The organism is Hymenobacter siberiensis, from assembly GCF_018967865.2.
GTDB classification, from domain to species: domain Bacteria; phylum Bacteroidota; class Bacteroidia; order Cytophagales; family Hymenobacteraceae; genus Hymenobacter; species Hymenobacter siberiensis.
Genome location: NZ_JAHLZY020000001.1, coordinates 4,292,084 through 4,312,497, shown reverse-complemented (window position 1 = coordinate 4,312,497; position 20,414 = coordinate 4,292,084). Strand labels below are relative to the sequence as shown.

General features: G+C 61.1%; 16 protein-coding genes. 13 read left to right on the top strand and 3 right to left on the bottom strand.

The window, feature by feature from the left end; all coding sequences use genetic code 11:
* The 5 genes from KQ659_RS19080 (at position 1) to KQ659_RS19060 (ending at position 6,146) form a co-directional block, all read left to right on the top strand.
* Positions 1–1,503, top strand: coding sequence for a tetratricopeptide repeat protein (locus KQ659_RS19080; protein WP_216690593.1), 1,503 nt, complete (start codon positions 1–3; stop codon positions 1,501–1,503).
* Positions 1,504–1,626: 123 nt separating this feature from the next.
* Positions 1,627–2,388, top strand: coding sequence for a sensor histidine kinase (locus KQ659_RS19075; protein WP_216690594.1), 762 nt, complete (start codon positions 1,627–1,629; stop codon positions 2,386–2,388).
* A gap of 267 nt (positions 2,389–2,655) precedes the next feature.
* The gene (locus tag KQ659_RS19070; protein WP_226915891.1) at positions 2,656–4,584 is read left to right on the top strand and encodes a tetratricopeptide repeat-containing sensor histidine kinase; all 1,929 of its coding nucleotides are present in this window, start codon (positions 2,656–2,658) and stop codon (positions 4,582–4,584) included.
* A gap of 51 nt (positions 4,585–4,635) precedes the next feature.
* Complete coding sequence (locus tag KQ659_RS19065; protein ID WP_216679627.1) at positions 4,636–5,013, top strand: response regulator; 378 nt, start codon at positions 4,636–4,638, stop codon at positions 5,011–5,013.
* Between the two features lie 86 nt (positions 5,014–5,099).
* Complete coding sequence (locus KQ659_RS19060; RefSeq protein ID WP_216679628.1) at positions 5,100–6,146, top strand: adenylate/guanylate cyclase domain-containing protein; 1,047 nt, start codon at positions 5,100–5,102, stop codon at positions 6,144–6,146.
* Positions 6,147–6,228: 82 nt separating this feature from the next.
* Here the strand turns inward: KQ659_RS19060 and KQ659_RS19055 are convergent, their stop codons facing one another.
* On the bottom strand, positions 6,229–9,552 hold the full coding sequence (locus KQ659_RS19055) for a cyclic nucleotide-binding domain-containing protein (protein ID WP_216690595.1): 3,324 nt from the start codon (positions 9,550–9,552) through the stop codon (positions 6,229–6,231).
* 141 nt (positions 9,553–9,693) lie between these two features.
* A complete protein-coding gene (locus KQ659_RS19050) occupies positions 9,694–10,230 on the bottom strand; it encodes a DUF4833 domain-containing protein (protein ID WP_216679630.1) in 537 nt (178 codons plus the stop codon).
* Positions 10,231–10,772: 542 nt separating this feature from the next.
* On the opposite strand from KQ659_RS19050, the gene KQ659_RS19045 reads away from it, so the two are divergent.
* Positions 10,773–11,348: a helix-turn-helix domain-containing protein gene (locus tag KQ659_RS19045; RefSeq protein WP_216679631.1), complete on the top strand. Its 576-nt coding sequence runs from the start codon at positions 10,773–10,775 to the stop codon at positions 11,346–11,348.
* A 141-nt stretch (positions 11,349–11,489) separates the two neighbouring features.
* Positions 11,490–12,725 (top strand): ice-binding family protein, encoded by a 1,236-nt coding sequence (locus tag KQ659_RS19040; RefSeq protein ID WP_216690596.1) that lies wholly within the window; start codon positions 11,490–11,492, stop codon positions 12,723–12,725.
* A gap of 45 nt (positions 12,726–12,770) precedes the next feature.
* Here KQ659_RS19040 and KQ659_RS19035 read toward each other — a convergent pair whose 3' ends face one another.
* Positions 12,771–14,315, bottom strand: coding sequence for a hypothetical protein (locus KQ659_RS19035; protein WP_216679633.1), 1,545 nt, complete (start codon positions 14,313–14,315; stop codon positions 12,771–12,773).
* Positions 14,316–14,480: 165 nt separating this feature from the next.
* Here KQ659_RS19035 and KQ659_RS19030 point away from each other — a divergent pair, with 165 nt between their 5' ends.
* The 6 genes from KQ659_RS19030 to KQ659_RS19005 all read left to right on the top strand — a co-directional run bounded on the left by KQ659_RS19030 (position 14,481) and on the right by KQ659_RS19005 (position 20,306).
* Positions 14,481–15,647, top strand: coding sequence for a 2-isopropylmalate synthase (locus tag KQ659_RS19030; protein ID WP_216690597.1), 1,167 nt, complete (start codon positions 14,481–14,483; stop codon positions 15,645–15,647).
* A 1-nt stretch (position 15,648) separates the two neighbouring features.
* Positions 15,649–15,822, top strand: coding sequence for a hypothetical protein (locus KQ659_RS19025; RefSeq protein ID WP_216679635.1), 174 nt, complete (start codon positions 15,649–15,651; stop codon positions 15,820–15,822).
* A 28-nt stretch (positions 15,823–15,850) separates the two neighbouring features.
* Positions 15,851–17,245, top strand: a complete 1,395-nt coding sequence (gene leuC, locus KQ659_RS19020) for a 3-isopropylmalate dehydratase large subunit (protein WP_216679636.1) — start codon at positions 15,851–15,853, stop codon at positions 17,243–17,245.
* Positions 17,246–17,381: 136 nt separating this feature from the next.
* Positions 17,382–17,978 carry a 3-isopropylmalate dehydratase small subunit gene (gene leuD / locus KQ659_RS19015; RefSeq protein ID WP_216679637.1) on the top strand — a complete coding sequence of 199 codons (597 nt, stop codon included), beginning with the start codon at positions 17,382–17,384 and terminating at the stop codon, positions 17,976–17,978.
* A gap of 13 nt (positions 17,979–17,991) precedes the next feature.
* Positions 17,992–19,113, top strand: coding sequence for a 3-isopropylmalate dehydrogenase (leuB, locus tag KQ659_RS19010; protein ID WP_226915724.1), 1,122 nt, complete (start codon positions 17,992–17,994; stop codon positions 19,111–19,113).
* A gap of 305 nt (positions 19,114–19,418) precedes the next feature.
* Complete coding sequence (locus KQ659_RS19005; protein WP_216679638.1) at positions 19,419–20,306, top strand: branched-chain amino acid transaminase; 888 nt, start codon at positions 19,419–19,421, stop codon at positions 20,304–20,306.
* Positions 20,307–20,414 lie beyond the last annotated feature (108 nt).

Here is a 20,414-nt window from a genome sequence, read left to right as displayed (position 1 = left end):
GTGTCCTCTTTTCCCCCACGCCCGCCGGCCCGCCGGTGCTGGCTGCCGCTGGTGTTCCTCCTGCTGCTCAGCGGCCCGCTGGCCGCCCAGTCCAGCCGCCGCTACTGGGAGGCCAACCCGGACTCGCTGCGCCGGGTGCTGGCCACCCAGCGCGCCGATACGGCCCGACTGCGCACCCTGCTGCACCTCTACGATACTCCGAGCCTCCTCTTTAACGTGTCTTTAGGCCCACAATTAGGGGAGTTGGTGCAGCTCACGCGCCGGCAGCAGCGTCCTGATGCCCCCGCCTTCCGCCTGAGCTATGCTGCGGCGCGGCTCGCCCAGGCGGAGCCCGCGCGCGCCCTCGACAGCATGCGGGCGGCGGTCGAAGTGTTCGACCGCGTGGGGCGGCCCATTCCGTTCGTACTCGCAGCGGTGGCGTCTTATTTCCGACGGCTCAAGCAGCGGGCGGCGCAAACAGCCTATTTCGAAGCCAAGCTGGCACGGTACCAAGCCCGCGGTGCCCGGGAAAACACTTCCCGCAGCTACCATGCGCTGGGCGGCCCTTTCTTGGAACAGGGAGATTACAACCGGGCCATCAGCCACTACCTGCGCGCGGCGGACTTGGCCGTCACCTACGACCGGTGGTTTCAAGAAAATGAGTTGAAAGTGGTCGGCTACTGCTACGCCGAATGGGGCAACTCGGCCAAGGCCCTGTACTATCTGCGCAAGTCGCTGGCTGTACACCGCTCCTTGCTGGCTGCACACCCCTCCCGGTACGACCGGCTCACCTCCTCCCTGGCGTACACTTACCGGGGCATGGCCCAGGCCTATCGCCAGTTGCACGACTACCCCGCTGCCCTGCGCTACGCCCGGCTCTCGGGGGCGAATAGCCCCGCTGACACCCTCCGCGACATGGCCAGTTTCGTGCTTCAGATGCGTGCCTATGGGCTGGTGGCCGAAAGCGCGGTGCTGCTCGACATAGGCCGCGTAGCCGATGCCAGACCCCTGCTGGTGCGGGCGCAGCACTTGGCCGATTCGCTCAAGATGGGCCTCACTTCCTCCAACGGCTCCTTTGAGCTCGATGCCACCTGGGCGCGCTACTACGTCGCCCGTAACGAGCCGGTCCGCGCCGAAACCGATTGGCTCACGGCCTACCGCAAGGCCCGCGAAGCCAAGCTGGTGCCCCTGCGGCTGTCCTACCTGCGCGCGCTGGCCGACTTCTACGTCCAGCGTGGGCAAACCGAACCCGCCGGCCGCTACGCCCGCCTCGGCTTGGCCCTGAGCGACTCGCTCAGCACCCAGCAAGGCGCCTTTCACGTGGCCGGCTACGAAGCCGAGCGTGCCGAGCAGGCCCAGCAGCAGCGCATCGCCGCCTTGCGCTTGGCCCAGGTGCAGGACGCCGCCCGCGCCCGCCGCCAGCGCCTGCTGCTGGGGGCCACGCTGGCGGTGCTGGCGTTGCTGGCGGGCCTGGGCTTCGTCCTCTGGCGCGCCAACCGCCAAAAGCAGTTCGCCAACGAGTAGCTCAACGAGCTCAACGCGGCCGTCACCCATCAGAAACAAGGCCTGCAGACCCAGCGCGACCAGCTCGACGCCTCCCTGACGGAGCTGCGCACCACGCAGGCCCAGCTCATTCAGGCCGAGAAGATGGCGAGTTTGGGCGAGCTCACGGCGGGCATTGCCCACGAGATTCAGAACCCGTTGAACTTCGTTAATAACTTTGCCGAGGTCAGCGCCGAGCTCATCACCGAGCTGGAAGAAGAGCAACAGAAACCCGACCGCGACCTGGAGCTGGAAGCCGAGCTGCTGACCGACCTCAAGCAGAACCTGCTCAAAATCAGCCAGCACGGCGGGCGGGCGGCCAGCATTGTGCGGGGCATGCTGGAGCACTCGCGCACCAGCTCCGGCGAGCGCACGCCCACCAACCTCAACCAGCTGGCCGACGAGTACCTGCGCCTGGCCTACCACGGCCTGCGCGCCAAAGACAAAACCTTCAACGCCACGCTCAAGCCCGATTTCGACCCCGTCCTGCCGCCTGTCGAGGTTATTGCCCAGGACCTGGGCCGGGTGCTGCTCAACCTGCTCAGCAACGCGTTTTATGCCGTGCGCCAGCGCCAGCAGCGCGGCGTGGCCGGCTACGCGCCCACCGTGGGCATCAGCACCCGGCGGGTGGGTGAGAAGGTGGAAATCCGGGTGCGCGACAACGGCCAGGGCATTCCCGAGGCCGTGCGGGCCAAAATATTTCAGCCTTTTTTCACCACCAAGCCCACCGGCGAGGGCACGGGCCTGGGCCTGTCGCTGAGCTATGATATTGTGACGCAGGGCCACGGCGGCACGCTCTCCGTGACGTCGGAGGAAGGCAGTTTTACCAAGTTTCTGATTAGCTTGCCTATTAATCAAACAGGCTGATTACTGGCAATGCCTCCGGCCCGGCCTTGCTCGGCACACCAGCCGCTGTGCTGCTCTCTTTTCTGGTTCTACCACAGGATTTCACTGCTAAGCTACTGAACCATTGGCTGTATTTGGCGGTTTGGGCGGGGCTTTGGCCGGTGGCTTGGTGAATAAGCGCCGGCGGTATCAGTCACTTTTTTTCCCCTTAGAACCAATTCGTTGATTTCTATTATTTCCCGGATTTCAGCTTTCCGTAGGCTTGGCTGGCTGGGCATCTGGTTGGCTGTGCTGGTAGCCGGCCCAAAGCCGGTGGTGGCCGGAATCCCGTCGCCGGGAGTGGCCGTAGACAGCCTGCGCCACCTGCTGACGCTGCCCCAGACCGACTTCAACCGCGTGACGCTGCTCTGCCAAATCAGCGACCAGCTCTGGACCCAGCACACCGACTCGGCCGCCGTGTACGCCAACAAGGCCTTGGCTCTGGCCCGCCGCATCCATTACCGGCAGGGCGAGGGCGCGGCCCTCAACCGCCTGGGGGCCGCCCTGCGCGAGAGCAACCTGGCGCGCTCGCTGGAGGTGTTTCAGCAGTCCTTGCACATTGCCGAAACCACCCACGACCAGGGCCTGATTGCCCAGAACCTGCGCAGCATCGGCATAATCTACGTGTACTTGCGCGACAAGCGCCAAGGCCTGGCCTACTACTTCCGGGCCCTGAAAATTGGCGAGCAGCTGCACGACGAGTACCGCACGGTGATTGAGCTGAGCAACATTGGCCTGGCGTATGACTTGTTCGGCCAGCTCGATTCGGCCCGGATTTTTCAGGAACGCGCCTACGCCCTGGCCCGCCGCCTGCACACCCCCACCAACTACATTCTGTACGGCCTGGGCAACGTGGCCCGCAAGAGCGGCCAGGTGGCGCCGGCCCGCACGTACTACCGCCAAAGCATCGCCGAGTCGAAGAAGGTACACCACCTGCGCAGCCTCAATTTCGCCTACGTGGGCTTGGCCGAGCTGTACCAGCAAACCGGGCAGCCCGATTCCAGTATTTACTACGCCCGGCTGGGCTGCCAGGCGGCCCAGAACAATGGTTTTCTGCGCGGCGTGCTCAACGCCAGCACGCTGCTTACCAAGGATTTTAAACAGCGCGGCCGCCCCGACAGCGCCCTCAAGTACCAGAGCCTCATGCTGGTGATGAAGGACACGCTGTTTGGCCAGGAGAAGGTGATGCGCCTGCAAAGCCTCAACTACCGCGAGCAGCAGCGCACGCAGGAAGTGGCCGCCAGCCATGCCGCGCTGCGGGCCCGCTACCGCACTGCCGCGCTGGTGGCCGGGCTGGTGGGCCTGCTGGTGCTGGCCGTGATTCTGGCCCGGCACGGCCGCCAGCAGCGGCGCGCCCGCATGGCGCTGGAGCAGTCGCTGGCCGAGCTCAAAACGGCCCAGGACCAGCTGGTGCAGCGCGAGAAAATGGCCTTTCTGGGCGAGCTCACGGCTGGCATTGCCCACGAGCTGCAAAACCCGCTCAACTTCGTGAAAAACTTCGCCGAAGTAAGTGCCGAGCTGGTAGACGAAATCAACGGCGCCCCCCACAACTCCGCCCGCGACATCACCCTGGAACGCGAAATTCTGGATGGCCTGAAGCTGAACCTGCAGCAAATCAGCCAGCACGGGCAGCGGGCCACGTCCATCATCAAGGGCATGCTGGAGCACTCCCGCACCGGCAGCGGCCAGCGCGAGCCCACCAACCTCAACTCCCTCATCGAGGAAAGCCTGTGCCTGGCCTACCAGGGCCTGCGCACGAAGGATAAAGATTTTAACGCCGAGTTTATCACCCGGCTCGACCCCGCCCTGCCGCCAATGTCGGTGGTGACGCAGGACCTGATTCGGGTTCTCATTAACCTGTTTACCAACGCCTTTCATGCCATGCAGCAGCGCCAGCGCCGCCACTCTGGGCCCGGGTACCAGCCGGCCCTCACGGTGAGTAGCCGGGTGGTGGCGGAACAGGTCGAAATCAGCATTCGCGACAATGGTACGGGCATGTCTGACAAGGTGAAAGCCAAAATATTCCAGCCGTTTTTCACCACCAAGCCCGTGGGCGAGGGCACGGGCCTGGGCCTGTCCATGAGCCACGAAATAGTGACTAAGGGCCACGGCGGCACCCTCACCTTAGAAACCCGCGAGGGCGAGGGCACCGAATTCCTCATCCGCCTGCCGGCCTAAGCCGGTCCGCGCCCTACCTTTGGCCCCGACTACTTTTCCAGCCTCCGCCCCATGCAAATTCTGGTTGTTGATGATGAAACCGATGTGCGCGACCTGTTTTTGCAGCGCTTTCGCCGCGAAATCCGCAACGGCGAGATGAGCTTCAGCTTCGCTTTTTCGGGCGAGGAAGCCCTGACGTATCTGCGCGCCCACCAATCCGAGGTGCTCATCATTCTCTCCGACATCAACATGCCCGGCATGAGCGGCCTCGACCTGCTCGGCCACGTCAAGGAGGAGTTTGAGATGCCGCCCACCACCATGATAATGATTACGGCCTACGGCGACAATGCCAGCTACCAGCAGGCCATGAGCCTGGGGGCCAACGATTTTCTGACCAAGCCCGTCGATTTTGCCGTGCTCAAGGAAAAGCTTCAGCACCTGCTGCCCTAAGCCAACATAGAAAGGGGAGCGGTAATCTAAGTGCCATCCTTTTCCGACGTATTTTTGTCCAACTATTCGGCCTTCTGCCAATCCTTATGAAAACCAAGATTCTGGTGGTCGATGACGAAGCCGACCTCGAACTGCTTATCAAGCAGAAGTTTCGGCGCAAAATCCGGGAGAGTACCTACGAGTTTGTCTTCGCCACCAACGGCCAGGAAGCCCTCGACCGCATCCTCGAAAATCCGGATACCGATGTCATTCTCTCCGACATCAACATGCCGGTGATGGATGGCCTCACCCTGCTCACCCACACCCACACCGAGTACCCGGCCATGAAAACGGTCATCGTATCGGCCTACGGCGACATGGGCAACCTGCGCATCGCCATGAACCGGGGCGCGTTCGATTTCGTGGTGAAACCCGTCGATTTTGCCGACCTGGAACTCACCATCGAAAAAACCGCCGAGCAGGTGCGCCAGCTGCGCGACACGCTCCGCGCCATCCAGGAAAACAACATCCTGAAGATGTACGTCGATGAAACCGTGCTCAATTTCATGACGCGGCCCGACTTCGAAAACCGCCTCCTGGCCTCCGAAACTGTGGAAGCCACCGTGGTTTTTCTCGATATCTGCGGCTTTACCTCGCTGGCCGAAAAGCTGCCGCCCACCGACGTGGTGAGCCTGCTCAACACGTATTTTGACTTGGTAGTGAAGGAGTTTATTTCCCAGGGCGGCCACGTCGATAAGTTCATGGGCGATGCCGTGATGGCCGTGTTCCGGGGCGAGCACCACCTAGACCGCGCCATCGATGCGGCTCTCTCGGCCCGCACCGCGCTCCAGCAGAGCCAGGCCCCGCTGCCCCCCGGCTTCGACTACCGCCCCAAAGTGAGCATCGGCGTGAACACCGGCGAAGTCGTATCCGGCAACATCGGCTCCGCCTCCCTCAAACGCCTGGATTACACTGTGATTGGCGACGTCGTGAATATGTCGCAGCGTCTGCAGTCGGCCGCCAAAGCCGGCCAGGTTATCATCAGCGAAGCCGTGTATTTTAAGGTGAAAGGGTCCTTTCACTGCCAGTATGTTGATGAGGTAGTACTCAAGAACAAGGCGTTGCCGGTAAAGATTTACGAAGTAATGGAGTAGGGAATAGCGCTAATCAGAGCACGTCATGCTGAGCGCAGCCGAAGCATGACGTTGTTTTATACCCTAAACCCAACTCAGACCTCTACCCCGCCAGCTCGCGCATTTTCTCGTTCTGCGCCCTGATGCGCTGGCACAGCATGCGCAGGATATTGCGCAGCACCTCGCCGCGCTCCTCCATCAGGTCGTAGAAATCTTCCTGGTCGATGCGGAAGGCCAGTACTTCGCTCAGGGCCGCCGCCGTGGCTGAGCGCGGCTCGGCATCGAGCAGGGCCAGCTCGCCAAAAAAGTCGCCCGGCCCGAAGGTGGCCAGCTGCTGCGGGCCGTTGAAAATGCCCACCTGCCCATCGTGCAGGATGAACAGCGAGGTACCGATGTCGCCTTTGGCAAAAATCTCCTCGCCTTCCCGAAAGGTTACCTCCTTCATAATGGGCACGATACTACTGAGCACGTTTTCGGGCGTGGTGGCAAATAGGGCGGTGCTTTTCAGCACCACCACCCGCTCCAGGGCAGAAATGCGAGCGTCGGAAGTGGCGTGGGCGTGGCTCATTTCGAGGGGAAGATGAAGTTCGGAGAGGGGCACGCCACGGTGGGCAGCCAGCGCCCGGACCGCTACTCCGGCGCTTTCGCGTAACAGCAGGTAGGGCGAGGCGCAGTAGGGCCGCAGCAGGGCGGTCGCGTCGGTTTCGAGGGGCTGCCAGTGGCGCAGGGCCTGGCTTAGCGTCCAGGATGTGAAGGCGGTGTGGCCGTGGCGCAGCAGCAGCGTGGGCAGTGGCTCGGGCGTGGGCGGCGGCGCGTAGTGGTGCACGTGCGGCGGTGGGGCCACGGCGCTGCCGGCGGCGGCGCCCATTGGCACCAGGGTGTGATGATGAGCGGCCGGAGTCGGTACCGCCGTGAGTCCGGCAAACAGCCGCGCCTTCTCGGCCACGGGCGAGTCGTCGAGCAGCGCCTGCAAGCCCTGGTATACAGGTCGGGGGATGAGGTTGTCGAGGATTTCAAGGGCATTGGCCTGGCGCTCGCGGGCGGCGTGGGCCACGTTGCGCTGGGCCGTGGCTACCAGTTCGGCATCGTAGAGCAGGGCCAGCAGGCCAAACACACGCTGGTGCAAGAGGGTCAATTCGTAGTCGACGGTTGCGGCCAGGGCCGGGCGACCGTCGGCCACCACGCCTTGCAGCAGCTGCGCGGCCAGGCTGAATTCCTCGCGCAGCAGGTGCTCGAAGGTGGGCCGCTCGGCGGTGCGGGCCGGGAAGCGGCGCAGCGCCCGCAGCGCCAGCCCGCGCGAAAACAGGTGCGGGTGCCGGGCCAGCTCCAGCAGCACGGCGCGGCTGGCGGTGGTATCGAGGCGTTCGAGCACGGTGGCCAGGCGCTGCGGGTGGGCGGGCTCGGCCTCCTGCAGTAGCACCTGGCGCAGCAGCGGCACCACGGCCGGGCCCAGGGCCACAAGGCTGTCGGCGGCCCCGGCCCAGCGGTGCTTATCATCGAGGGCGGCGAGCAGGTGGTGGGCCAGTTCGAGATGACCCACGGTACCGATGGCGCGGAGCGCGGCTTGAGCTACCTCCGGCTCGGAGCTGGCGAGGTGGCGCTCAATCAATTGCTGCTGAACATCCAGCGGGTAGAAACGTAGTAGTGCCAGTGCCGCCTGGTGCGCGCCGGGATGCGTATCGGTCAGCAGGGCCCGCAAACTTTTGCGGGCAGCCACGTTGCCCGTTTCCAGTGTCAGGCATCCCTGAATAGCACCCTGCCGGGCAGCCAAATCAATCCCGGTCAAAAGCATATTCTGAACTGCTCTAACTGAATCGGGTGGGGTAGCAGTGGCTAATTCGCGGGCGGCTAATTCGCGTATTGCCGGAACCGGGTCGTGCTGGGCTAATCCTGCCAAAGTGTTGAGTGGCAGCGGTTGTGCCTCGGGGGTGGCCAGCAGGGCCAGCCGGATGCGCTCGTCGGGATGTTCGAGCAGGCGCGGGGCATGGGCGGGCAGCGACCTTGGCTCGTGCTTTCGTAGCCAGGCCACGGCATTCAGCACCTCGGTGGGGTGGGGGCTGAGCAGGTGGGCCAGCACGACGTGGCGGGCGGCATCGGGCAGGGCCAGCTCGGCGGTTTCGGCGAAGCGGCGGCCCAGGCCCTCCTTCAATTCGGCCAGATAATTCAGGTAGGTGCGGCGCAAAAACAGCAGCGCCAGCCCTAATAATGCGCCCATCCACACCAGGGGCAGGCCGCCATCGAGCAGGCCCGACGAACGCAGGCCGAAGAACAGCCCGCCCGTGAGGGCCATGCCCAGCGGCTCATAAAAACCTTTGGCCAGCGTGTGCGCCGCCAGCCGTTGCGGCGGGGCCAGCGGCTGAAACAGCACCAGAAACACGGGGTCGAACACGGTGCGCCGCAGCACTTCCAGCAACAAGTACAGCCCGCAATAGAAGGCCAGCTGCCCGGTTTGCGAGTAGCCGCTAGCCACCTTGAAACCGCCGAACACGGCCAGCGCCACCAGCGCTACCACTGGCAGTAGCCGCAAGGACCATTGTACGCCGTAGCGCTCCAGCGCCTGCCGGCTCACCAGCAGCTTGAAGAACGTGGCGGCTAAGTACGTGGCCGCCAGTATCCAGCCCACCGACTGCATCACGTCCTCGGCCTCGTGAAACTTGTGCTTCACGTTCAGGAAAAACATGTACTCCACGCCCGTAATCACGGCCGCGATGGCCACCAGGCTCAGGCACATGGCCAGCACCAGCTGACTGCCGCCAAATAGCTGCTGCACCAGCTTCTTTGGTGGCTGGGCCACGGCCCGCACCGGCCGCGCCGTGGCTTCTACTACGTGCGACTTGAGGGTGGCCCGCAGCGTGAACAAGGCCCCCAGATAGGCCATAAATGCCACGCCCAGCAGCACCGGCAACTGGGCATCGCCGTGGATAAGCGCCGCCAGGATAGCCCCCAGGGCCTTGGCCGGCATATCGCCCGAGCTGATGATGCTGAACAGGCGCTTGCTCTGCCGCACATCAAACACCACCGCCGACACGCCCCAGAACTCCAGGTTAGTGAGCAGATAGATAACCCGGTAGCCCGCCATAATGGCCACTGCCGCCGCCACCGAATGGCCCAGCACAACCAGTACGCCCAGCACGCCCGTGAGGGCTACCACGGCTAGCAGCACGCGCACGACCAGCATTTTCAGCAGCAGGTGGTGCTCAAAATGCGTGTAGATTTTTCCCACGGCCATCATGGCCAGGGCGCCCATGATGTAGCCCAGCGGCAGGCTGTGCTCAGGGTTGTGCTCCAGCAGCAGCACATTGGCCGCCACGTACACCAGCACCGAGCCGATGCCGAGTAGAAAATTGTGCAGCAAAAACAGCCCCACGGTGCGGGTTTCGCTGGCTTTGATGCCGAAGAGACGTTGCAGAGAGGTAGCCGGAATCATGCGCGGAGGCAGCCGGCCCCACCGGGCACGGCTCCGGCCAAAGATAGGGCTAAGGCATGTAGCGTGGACTAAAAGTCCGCGTATGGTCAAGCCGTGCGTGGCAAGGAGCTTCCCAGGCAACGCGCGGACTAAAAGTCCGCGCTACAGCATTATCCGCTCGGCTGCCGGCTCGCGGGTCGCGGTATTTATTCCTTTGAACTCGATGTACTTCACATTCGGCACCCAGAACGTGCCGCCCTCGATGCGCAGAAATACGCGCTCCAGCTGCAGCTGTTTGCCGCCGATGGTGGTGTACACGTGGAAGGCCTTATCCGTCGGCGACTTCAGAAGGAAGAACCGGACCTTATTGTAGGCCGCAAATTTCAGCTCGTATTTATCGGCCGCCAGCTTTTCGGCCGTGAGGCCGTAGGCAAACTTGCGTTGGATGAAGTTCAGGTCCTTGCGCTCGCCGTGCTCATCGTAGCGCAGCCAGAACACGTTCACGGGCTCGTCCTCGATGAGGTGGCCGGCGCGGTCCACGTTCAACTGGTAGATAACGGTGTTGGTATTGGGGTCGCGCTGGAGGTAGAAGAGTTGGTTGGGCACGCCGCTGGGCACCGGGAAGATGACGGTTGGCTTCGGCGCGGGCGGCAGGGCGAAGAGCAGGTTGAAAAACAGCAGGAGGGTCGTTGCCGACATTGTTTTGGGGATTCAATGAGGCGGCAAAGGTACGATTGAGGCCAACGGCTCATCTTACCTCCCCAGCGCCTCTATTAAAAAACGGGGCCGACTGATTCCTCCGGCCGGTATGGTGACCCTGAGAGCAAACGAGGCACGGCTGAGGGCGGCGATACCCGCTAATTTCGCCCACTGGCGCACAGCACCTTCCGACGCGGGTTGGATGGAGCACGGCCGGTGCAAGGCCAATTGCAAACAGGTGGGCCTTGGCATGCAGGCGCCGTTGCATGTCGCTGACTACCGGACGTGGGGAGTCAGCAAAATAAAACAAAACAAATCCGTGATACCGTTAAATGCTTGCTTTGTTTAGCAGTCTGTGAATTGTGTAACATGTGCCATTATCAATGGAAGTATCTTTGAGACACAATATGAAGATATTGCTACTACTTCTATCTGTGAAAACATTGCGCTTAGTGTAACACGCGCCGCTGGACTGGAAGCTTTTAGGGATAAAGAGCAATTAAAAGGTTGCAGCGGCATTACTCCTACTTCGCAATCAGTTAATGAGAATTCATATCAAGTTCATGGTCAGTCCGCGCTGCATCGTGATGGTGGAAGCGGCATTGGGAGCGTTGGGCCTGTCCGGAAGTGTAGTGGTTCTGGGGCAAGCGGAAATCCCAACACGCATAACCCTGGACCAGCACTGTGAGCTAAAAGCCTCACTGGCAGCCCTGGGGCTGGAACTGATGGACGACGAGCGGGCCACACTGATTGAAAGGATAGAAGCAGTCATCGTCGAAATGGTGGACGGCGACGACGATACCGTGCGCGAAACAAAGAATTCCGCCTACATCAGCAGCAGGTTGAATTACAATTACACCTATCTCGCCAATACGTTCGCCATTGCGACGGGTAGCACCATTGAGCGGTTTATAATTTACCGCAAAATCCAGCGCATAAAGGAATTATTACGCTACGACAAACTCACGCTGACGCAGATATCCTACAAATTGAACTACAGCAGCGTAGCCCATTTATGTAAGCAGTTTAAGAAAGCTACTGGCTTGACAACCAGTGGATTTATGCGGATTGTTTCCCTGGTATTCGTAGCATTGGAAAGTATTTGGATTGCTAATTGATTTTCGCAATTGCTCAGCACCATGCAAAAAAGCGCTTTTGCCATGGGTATAATCAATTTACGTACTACTTGAGCATCCATGCGAAGACTACTTCTACTAGCTGCACTGCTCATAGCGGGCTGTTTTTCTGCAAACATCGTTTTGGCCCAAACAATCAATATGCGCAGCGCGGCTGGCTATTGCCTGTTCACCCGCACCGGTGCTATGGGCGATAACAACTCCACTACCCAATCAATCATTACCGGCCGGCTTGGTACGCACACCGGCGGATATACTGGCTTTAACCCGGTCTATAATGCTCCGGTAGGAATCCAGCCCGCTCAGCACGAATTAGATGCCGCCACCTTGCTCCAGGTAGCCGACGATATAGATGCGGCCGATGCCCAGATAGAAGCGTATGTTGATAGCCCGGTGGCTCTGCCAAGCACGATGGGAGGACTGGTTATTACGCCGGGCGTATACAATATACCCAGTGCGGTATCCTTATCCGGCGACGTGATTCTCGATGGCCTAGGGCAGATTAATCCGCTGTTTATTTTTAAGGTGGGCGGGGCGTTCACGACTACTTCTCCCTACCGGGTTTTGCTGATAAACGGTGCCACGCTGGACAATGTGTACTGGCGCATGGCAGGGGCCGTATCCTTCGCCGGTGGTATTTCGATTTTCAGGGGTACCGTAATTGCCACGCCGGCCGGGGCCATCAGCTTTGCAGACGGGGCCACGTTGCTGGGCAAAGCGCTGACGAAGGCCGGGGCCATCAATCTGGACAATAACCGGGTCAGCAACAGCGAGCTGCCTTATGTTGGCCCCTTGCCGGTAGAGCTCACGCGCTTTGTGGCGGAGCGGCAGGGCGTTGCCGCGCAGCTGAGCTGGGCCACCGCGTCGGAAAAAAATAACGACTACTTCGCCGTGGAGCGCAGCGCCGATGGCCGCACGTTCGCCGAGGTGGGGCGAGTGGCAGGCCATGGTACCAGCACCTTCCCCTACGCCTACCAGTGGATCGATGCGCACCTGGGCCAGTATGCCCCGGCAGTGTACTACCGGCTGAAGCAAGTGGATAGCAACGGGGCGGTTATCTACTCACCCGTTCGCACGGTGGCTGGTGTACCAGCCACGGGCTCGCCACTGCAGTTACGGGCATATCCAAATCCGGCCTGGAACGGTTTCAGTGTGCAGCTGGATGTGGCCCTGGCCGGCCCCGCGATACTGCAGCTGAACGATTGCCGCGGCCACATGGTGGCGCAACGCCAACTCGTGCTGGTGCCGGGCAGCACCACGCTGGTACTGAGCGAGGCCGCCAGTCTGCGCCCGGGTATTTATCTGGTGCAGCTCCGGCAAGGTGCTCTGCATCAGGCGTTGCGCCTGGTGCAGGAGTAGCGGTCGCGCCCGGCAGGGACAGGGGCGGCTTGCGCCAGCAGGAGGTTATTTCATACCCCTAAATTTCCGGCGCATCACCTCCTGCACCGGCACGCCCTCAATCTTGCTGTCGAGCCACGACACGATGTCGAGGTACAGAAACGGCCGGCTCTCGTAGGGCGTGGCGGCGATGACGATGAGCTTATCGCGCAGCCGGATAAACGCCTCGCGCACCTGATGCGGCGCAATGCTGCCCACGGTGCGCAGAAACCGAAAAATCTCGACCTGCATGGGCTGCTGGTCGTCCATCTTGCCCAGAAAGTGGTACACCGAGCGAATCTGGTAGTCCAGGCTGGCATCGTCGCCGGCCTCGTAGTGGGCAATCAGGTTCAGGATGCGGGCGAAGCATTGCAGGTCCTCGCGCAGACTCAGCTCCTTGTGCTGGATAATCAGGTTCAGGTATTCAATGGCCTTCCCGAACTCGCCGCTGCCGAAATACAGGCTCGCGATTTTGTAGTACAGCACCAGCGTGCGGTGCAGGTCGAGCTGCGGCTTGTAGCGCTCCAGCTGCTCCAGCAGGTCGGGGATAATAGTCAGGCCCTCGGTGAGGCGGCCTTCGAGGAAGTAGGCGTTGATGCGGTTGGTGTAGAGGTACTGGAAGAGCAGGATTTCGGTGTTGGGGCTGCTGCGGCGCGTCTGGTTGGCCGCAAACTCTTCGAGGGTATTCAATACCTGCTTGAATTTGCTGTAGTACAACATATTATACAGTGAGGCCAGCAAATTGTGTAATCCCTTGATATAGAGCATGGTTTGCAGCTCCTTCATGTGCGGCGCGGCCTCAAATAGGTCCACCCACTTCTGGGCGTAGCGGTAGCCGGCCCGGAAATCCTGGTCGAGCGTGTGGTACCACACGTGGGCTTGGTAGAAGTAGAGCTTCTCGAAAAAGCCACCCTCGCTGTGCACCTGCGGCGGCAGATTATCCCGGAAAAATGCGGTGATGTGCTCGTGGTCGGCCCGGTTGCGGGCGTGCCCGGCTTTCAGGTACAGCCCATACAGCCGCAGCGAGGCATTGCTGAGCGCATGCTGATTGGCCAGGTGGGCCACGGTGTCGGTGGCTTCGGCGGTGAGGGTATCGGCGCGGTCCTTCAGGCTGCGGGTGATGTACTGGCTTTCAATCAGCTTCTCAAAATCAAGAGCCAGCAGCACAATGTGCGGCATTTCGGCCTGGCGCGCGCCCTGCTTCACCTTTTCCAGCATGCGCAGGGCCTGCTGATAGAAGCCCTTGTTGTAGAGTACGCGGGCGTAGTCGAGCTGCTCGTGGAGCTGAATATCGGGGTTCTGGCCGGCGTGGTACACGCGCAGACTGGCCAGAATCTGGCGGTAGAGGTTGGCCTTGAGATTGGCCAGCTGCACGCGCTTCAGGCTGGGAACCTGGGCGAGCACGGCGGCGTCGTCGGCCGTATCCAGCGCGTCGAGGGCATCGAAAAGCAGCAGGAATTTGAGGTCCTCGCTAGCCCCCGCCCGGTTGGTAAACAGCCGGAAATGGCGCTTTTCGGTCCGCGTCAGGGACTTAATTAACTGAAATACGGGCTCCTGGCTTTTGGTAGGCATTGTATGGAATGAGAAAGCAAGTAGCTGATAGATAAATGGTTGTTTGATGAAATCCGGCTTTTGGAAATAGTATAATTTCCGAAAACAGGATTTTGCAGCGCGAGCGTAGGGCGGTTCTTGCCGACCTATTCACCACTACAGCCTTTCGTTTCGGGCTATTATCGTATGCCAACCCAGCAAATCCAGATATTCGATACCACGCTCCGCGACGGCGAACAGGTGCCGGGCTGCAAGCTAAACCGCGACGAGAAGCTTCTCATTGCCCGGCAGCTCGAACAGCTCGGCGTCGACGTCATCGAGGCCGGTTTCCCGGTGTCCAGCCCCGGCGATTTTGCCTCCGTGCAGGCCATCGCCGCCCAGACCCGCGAAGCCACCGTCTGCGGCCTGTCGCGGGCCGTCGAAAACGATATTCGCGTGGCCGCCGAGGCCCTGCGCCCGGCCCGCTACCCGCGCATCCACACCGGTATCGGCACGTCCGATGTGCACATTCAGCACAAGCTCTGCACCACGCGAGAGGACGTGCTGGCCCGCGCCATTGCGGCCGTGAAGCTGGCCAAAAGCTTCGTGGAAGACGTGGAATTCTACGCCGAAGATGCCGGCCGCACCGACAACGAGTTTCTGGCCCGCGTGTGCGAGGCCGCCATCCGGGCCGGGGCCACCGTCCTCAACATCCCCGACACCACCGGCTACTGCCTTCCCCAGGAATACGGCGCGAAAATCAAATTCCTCCACGAGAACGTGACGGGCATCCACAACGTGCGCCTCTCCACGCACTGCCACAACGACCTGGGCCTGGCCACCGCCAACTCCATTGCCGGCGTGATGAACGGCGCCCGCCAGATTGAATGCACGATAAATGGCGTGGGCGAGCGTGCCGGCAACACGGCCCTGGAGGAAGTAGTGATGATTCTGCGCCAGCACCCCTCCCTCAACCTGCATACCAACATCAACACCCGCCTGCTGGCCGAAACCTCGGCCATGGTTTCGCACCTCATGACCATGCCCGTGCAGCCCAACAAGGCCATTGTGGGCGCCAATGCTTTCTCGCACAGCAGCGGTATCCACCAGGACGGCATCATCAAGCACCGCGAAACCTACGAAATCATCGACCCCCGGGAAGTCGGCGTGGCCGATTCGTCCATCGTGCTCACCGCCCGCTCCGGCCGCGCCGCCCTGGCCTACCGCCTCCAGAAGCTGGGTTACGATTTCGAAAAAGTTGCTTTGAACAAAGCATACACCCGCTTCATGGAGCTGGCCGACCGTCAGCGCGAGGTGGTGGATAATGACCTGCATATGCTGGTCGAACAGGAAAAACTCGTTACTGCTGACTGATATGACTATCTCCGAAACCCCTTACATCAGCCTCACGCCTGCCACCGAAAACCACCAACCCGAACAACCGGCAGCGCACTCCCAGCGCTGCGCCGATTGGATTAGCTACGCCGCCGCCATGAGTCAGCAAGTAGCACCCACTACCGCCGATTTCACTGAATCCACTACTCGTTAAGCCTCTTTTTTCCTTCCTCCCCCAACCAATGGCCAAGTCCTTGTTCGATAAAATCTGGGATGCGCACGTAGTGAAAACTGCGTCCGGCGGCCTGGACATCGTGTATATCGACCGCCACCTCATCCACGAGGTGACCAGCCCGCAGGCATTTGACGAGCTCGATGCCCGCGACCTGCCGCTGTTCCGCCCGGCGCGCATCCTCGCTACGGCCGACCACAACGTGCCCACCCGCAACCAGCACCTGCCCATCGAGGAGCCGCTGAGCCGCTCGCAGGTAGACAAGCTGACTGCGAATTGCGCCAAGTACGGCGTGGAATTGTACGGCCTGGGCCACGCCCGGCAGGGCATCGTGCACGTCATCGGGCCGGAGCTGGGGCTCACGCTGCCCGGCACCACCATCGTGTGCGGCGACAGTCACACGTCCACCCACGGCGCATTCGGCGCGGTGGCCTTCGGCATCGGTACCAGCCAGGTGGCCCAGGTGATGGCCACTCAGTGCCTGCTCTTGAGCCGCCCCAAGCGTATGCGCATTGCCGTGGACGGCGAGTTGCGGCCCGGCGTAACGGCCAAAGATTTGATTCTCTATGTAATATCCAGGCTCGGCACCGGCGGGGCTACCGGCTACTTCGTAGAGTATGCCGGCAGCGCCGTGCGCGCCCTGAGCATGGAAGGCCGCATGACGGTCTGCAACATGAGCATCGAAATGGGTGCCCGTGGCGGCCTCATCGCGCCCGACGAAACGACGTTTGCCTACGTGGAGGGCCGCCCCTATGCCCCCAAGGAAGCCGCCTGGGACCAGGCCGTGGCCTACTGGAAAACACTGTATTCGGACGACGACACGGTTTTTGATGCTGCGCATCATTTCGACGCGGCGACCATCACCCCGATGATTACCTACGGTACCAACCCCGGCATGGGCATCGCCCTGAACGGCCACATCCCCAGCGAAGTACCCGCCAGCGAAGCTGAGAGCTTCGATAAGTCGCTGCAGTACATGGGGTTTAAGCGTGGCGAATCCTTGCTGGGCAAGGAAATCAACTACGTGTTCATCGGCAGCTGCACCAACTCGCGCATCGAGGATTTGCGGGCGGTGGCGGCCTACGTACAGGGCAAGCAGAAGGCTGGCCACGTCGAGGCCATCATCGTGCCCGGCTCGAAGCAGGTGGAGCAGCAGGCCATTGCTGAGGGCCTCGACAAGATTCTGGCCGATGCCGGCTTCGAGCTGCGTGAGCCCGGCTGTAGCGCTTGCCTGGCCATGAACGAGGACAAAATCCCTGCCGGGGCCTACTGCGTGGCCACCTCGAACCGCAACTTCGAAGGGCGGCAGGGGCCGGGGTCGCGCACGCTGCTGGCGAGTCCGCTAGTGGCCGCGATTACGGCGGTGCAGGGCCGGATTGTGGATATCACGCAGTATTTGAACTAGATAAGAACGTTATTAAAAGGACCGTCATGCAGAGCGCAGCGAAGCATCTTTACCTCATTAGTAATCAATGCAATTGCAACGAAGCGGGCAAAATGCTTCGCTGCGCTCTGCATGACGTGCCAACGGTTCAAGCATAATGGAAAAATTCCAGACCCTGCACTCGGCCGCCGTGCCGCTGCCGCTCGAAAACATCGATACGGACCAGATTATCCCGGCCCGTTTCCTGAAGGCGACCACGCGCGATGGTTTCGGCGAAAACTTGTTCTGCGACTGGCGGCGCAATGCCGACGGCTCGCCCAAGCCGGATTTCGTGCTCAATAACCCACGCTACGCCGGCCAGATACTGCTGGCGGGCAAGAATTTCGGCTGTGGCTCCAGCCGCGAGCACGCTGCCTGGGCGCTGTACGACGCCGGTTTTCGGGTAGTCATTTCGAGCTACTTCGCCGATATATTTCGCGGCAACGCGCTGAATACCGGCCTGCTGCCCCTGCAAGTGACCGATGAGGAGCTAAGCCAGCTTTTCGCGCTGGTAGAGCAGAATGCCGACACGCAATTCGTGGTGAACCTGCCCGAGCAGACGCTGTACGTGCCTGCCACCGGCGACAGTTTTCACTTCGACCTCGACGCCTACAAAAAGGAATGCCTGATTAACGGCTACGACGACATCGACTATCTGGTGAGTCAGAAGCCGGCCATCGAAGCCTACGAACAAACCCGAACCTGGAACTGGTAAATAATTAGTTAAGATGATGGTAAGCAAGAAAATAGCCATATTGCCCGGCGATGGTATCGGCCCGGAAGTGTGTCGGCAAGCCGTGAAGGTGCTCGAAGCCGTAGCCGAACGGTTCGACCACCACTTCGACCTGAGCTCGCACCTGATGGGTGCCTGCGCCATCGACGCCACCGGCAACCCCTTGCCCGACGAAACCCTCGACGCCTGCCGCGCCGCTGATGCCGTGCTGCTCGGGGCCATCGGCGACCCCAAGTACGACAACGACCCCAGCGCCAAAGTGCGCCCCGAGCAGGGCCTACTGCGCTTGCGCAAGGAGCTGGGCCTGTTCGCCAACATCCGCCCCGTTACGGCCTACGATGTGCTGCTGGCCCATTCGCCCCTCAAAAAAGAGCGTATTCAGGGCACCGACATGGTCATCTTCCGCGAGTTGACGGGCGGGATTTATTTTGGCGATAAGGGCCGCACTGCCGATGGCGAAGGTGCTTACGACCACTGTACTTACAGCCGTACCGAAATCCGCCGCATCGCGCACCTGGCGTTTCAGGCCGCTGCCGGCCGCCGCCAGCATCTCACGCTGGTGGATAAGGCCAACGTGCTCGAAACCTCCCGCCTCTGGCGCGAGGAAGTGCGCGCCATGGCCAGCCAGTACCCTGAAGTGACGGTCGATTACCTCTTCGTGGATAACGCCGCCATGCAGGTCATCCTCAACCCCACGCAGTTCGACGTGATTCTGACCGAGAACATGTTCGGCGATATTATCTCCGACGAGGCTTCGGTCATTGCCGGCTCCATGGGCCTGCTGCCCTCGGCTTCGGTAGGCGAGGCGGTGGCGCTGTTCGAGCCCATTCACGGCTCATATCCGCAGGCCAGGGGCAAGGGCATCGCCAATCCCATTGCCGCCATTCTATCGGCCGCTCTGCTGCTGGAGCACCTCGAGCTGCCCGAAGAAGCCGCCCTGGTGCGCGAGGCCGTGGACGAAGCCCTGAACAACGGCATTTTGACGCCCGAGCTGAATCAAAATGCTCCCTACACCACCGAGGAAGTAGGCAACTACATCGCCTTCTGGATTGCCGATTCCAACGAAAAGCAGTGGAACAAGAACAACGTTGAAATCGGCGTGAGCACGATTATTTGATGGTTAATGGAGGGAAAAGAAACGTCATGCAGAGCGCAGCGAAGCATCTCGCGTGCCACCACTAACCCTTTTCTAACGGTTGGATTACTACCCCACGCGAGATGCTTCGCTGCGCTCTGCATGACGTTCAACTTGCCAGAAACTCACCCATGAAAAACCTCCTTCTACTGGTCTTTACTATCATTATTCCTGGCCCGCGGGGCGCGTAGGAACAGCTTGTTGCAACCTAGCAAAAGCCTTTCTAAGCCCCGCGCTCAGAAGGGCTTTTTTATTGATTTCCTGACTCTTAAACGTTTTTCAGAAGTATGTATTTTAACCCCGATACCCTGGCCTTTGTCGACGGCGAATTCATCAAAGCCGAAGCCGCCCGGGTGAGTGCCTACGCCCAGTCGCTGCACTATGGCTATGCCGTTTTCGAAGGTATCCGGTCGTATGCCACGCCGGCCGGCACCCGCATTTTCAAGGCCGAGGAGCACTACGAGCGGCTACACTACTCCTGCCGCAGCATCGGCCTGCCGTTCAGCTACTCGGTGGAGGAACTGACCAGCATTACCTACCAGCTGCTGGAGAAAAACGGCCTGGCCGACGCTTACATCCGCCCCTTGGTGTACGCCGGCGAACCCAACATGACCCTGAAGCACGCCAGCAGCAGCAACCTGCTCATTGCCGTGTGGGACTGGGGCAAGTACCTCGGCGACCAGAGCCTGCGCCTGAGCATCTCGCCCTACCAGCGCCCCAACCCCAAGGCCGTTCCCATCGAGTCCAAAGTATCGGGCCACTACGTCAACTCCATCATTGCCAGCTCCGAAGCCAAGGGCCGTGGCTTCGACGAAGCCCTGTTGCTGGACATGAACGGCTACGTGGCCGAGGGCCCAGGCGCCAACTTCTTCTTCGAGAAAAACGGCGAGTTATTCACCGCGCCGCAGGGCAGCATCCTGCGCGGCATCACCCGCAACACCATTATTGACTTGGCCCGCGAAGCCGGCATTTCGGTCACCGAAAAATTCTTCACCCCCGATGAGCTACAGGGCGCCACTGGCGCATTCTACACCGGTACCGCCGCCGAGGTGGTGGGCATTGCCGCCATCGATGAGCTGGAATTCAGCCTGCCGTTTTCCGAGACGCTGGGGGCCCAACTGGCCGAGCGCTACCGGGCGTTGGTGACCGGCGCGCTGGTTGCGCAGACTGCTTAGAAGAACGAAAGCAGAACAACAAAAAAGACCGTCATGCCGAGCGCAGCCGAGGCATCTCGCGTGCAATAGTAACTCAATCGTTGAACGATGCGAGCGAGATGCCTCGGC

Bases quoted from the DNA above. Each gene is read 5' to 3' on its own strand.
- KQ659_RS19025 (WP_216679635.1), top strand. From the start codon at position 15,649: ATGACTATCTCCGAAACCCCTTACATCAGCCTCACGCCTGCCACCGAA.
- leuD (WP_216679637.1), top strand. From the start codon at position 17,382: ATGGAAAAATTCCAGACCCTGCACTCGGCCGCCGTGCCGCTGCCGCTC.
- KQ659_RS19030 (WP_216690597.1), top strand. From the start codon at position 14,481: ATGCCAACCCAGCAAATCCAGATATTCGATACCACGCTCCGCGACGGC.
- KQ659_RS19060 (WP_216679628.1), top strand. From the start codon at position 5,100: ATGAAAACCAAGATTCTGGTGGTCGATGACGAAGCCGACCTCGAACTG.
- KQ659_RS19050 (WP_216679630.1), bottom strand. From the start codon at position 10,230: ATGTCGGCAACGACCCTCCTGCTGTTTTTCAACCTGCTCTTCGCCCTG.
- leuB (WP_226915724.1), top strand. From the start codon at position 17,992: ATGATGGTAAGCAAGAAAATAGCCATATTGCCCGGCGATGGTATCGGC.
- KQ659_RS19035 (WP_216679633.1), bottom strand. From the start codon at position 14,315: ATGCCTACCAAAAGCCAGGAGCCCGTATTTCAGTTAATTAAGTCCCTG.
- KQ659_RS19055 (WP_216690595.1), bottom strand. From the start codon at position 9,552: ATGATTCCGGCTACCTCTCTGCAACGTCTCTTCGGCATCAAAGCCAGC.
- KQ659_RS19005 (WP_216679638.1), top strand. From the start codon at position 19,419: ATGTATTTTAACCCCGATACCCTGGCCTTTGTCGACGGCGAATTCATC.
- leuC (WP_216679636.1), top strand. From the start codon at position 15,851: ATGGCCAAGTCCTTGTTCGATAAAATCTGGGATGCGCACGTAGTGAAA.
- KQ659_RS19045 (WP_216679631.1), top strand. From the start codon at position 10,773: ATGAGAATTCATATCAAGTTCATGGTCAGTCCGCGCTGCATCGTGATG.
- KQ659_RS19065 (WP_216679627.1), top strand. From the start codon at position 4,636: ATGCAAATTCTGGTTGTTGATGATGAAACCGATGTGCGCGACCTGTTT.
- KQ659_RS19075 (WP_216690594.1), top strand. From the start codon at position 1,627: ATGGCGAGTTTGGGCGAGCTCACGGCGGGCATTGCCCACGAGATTCAG.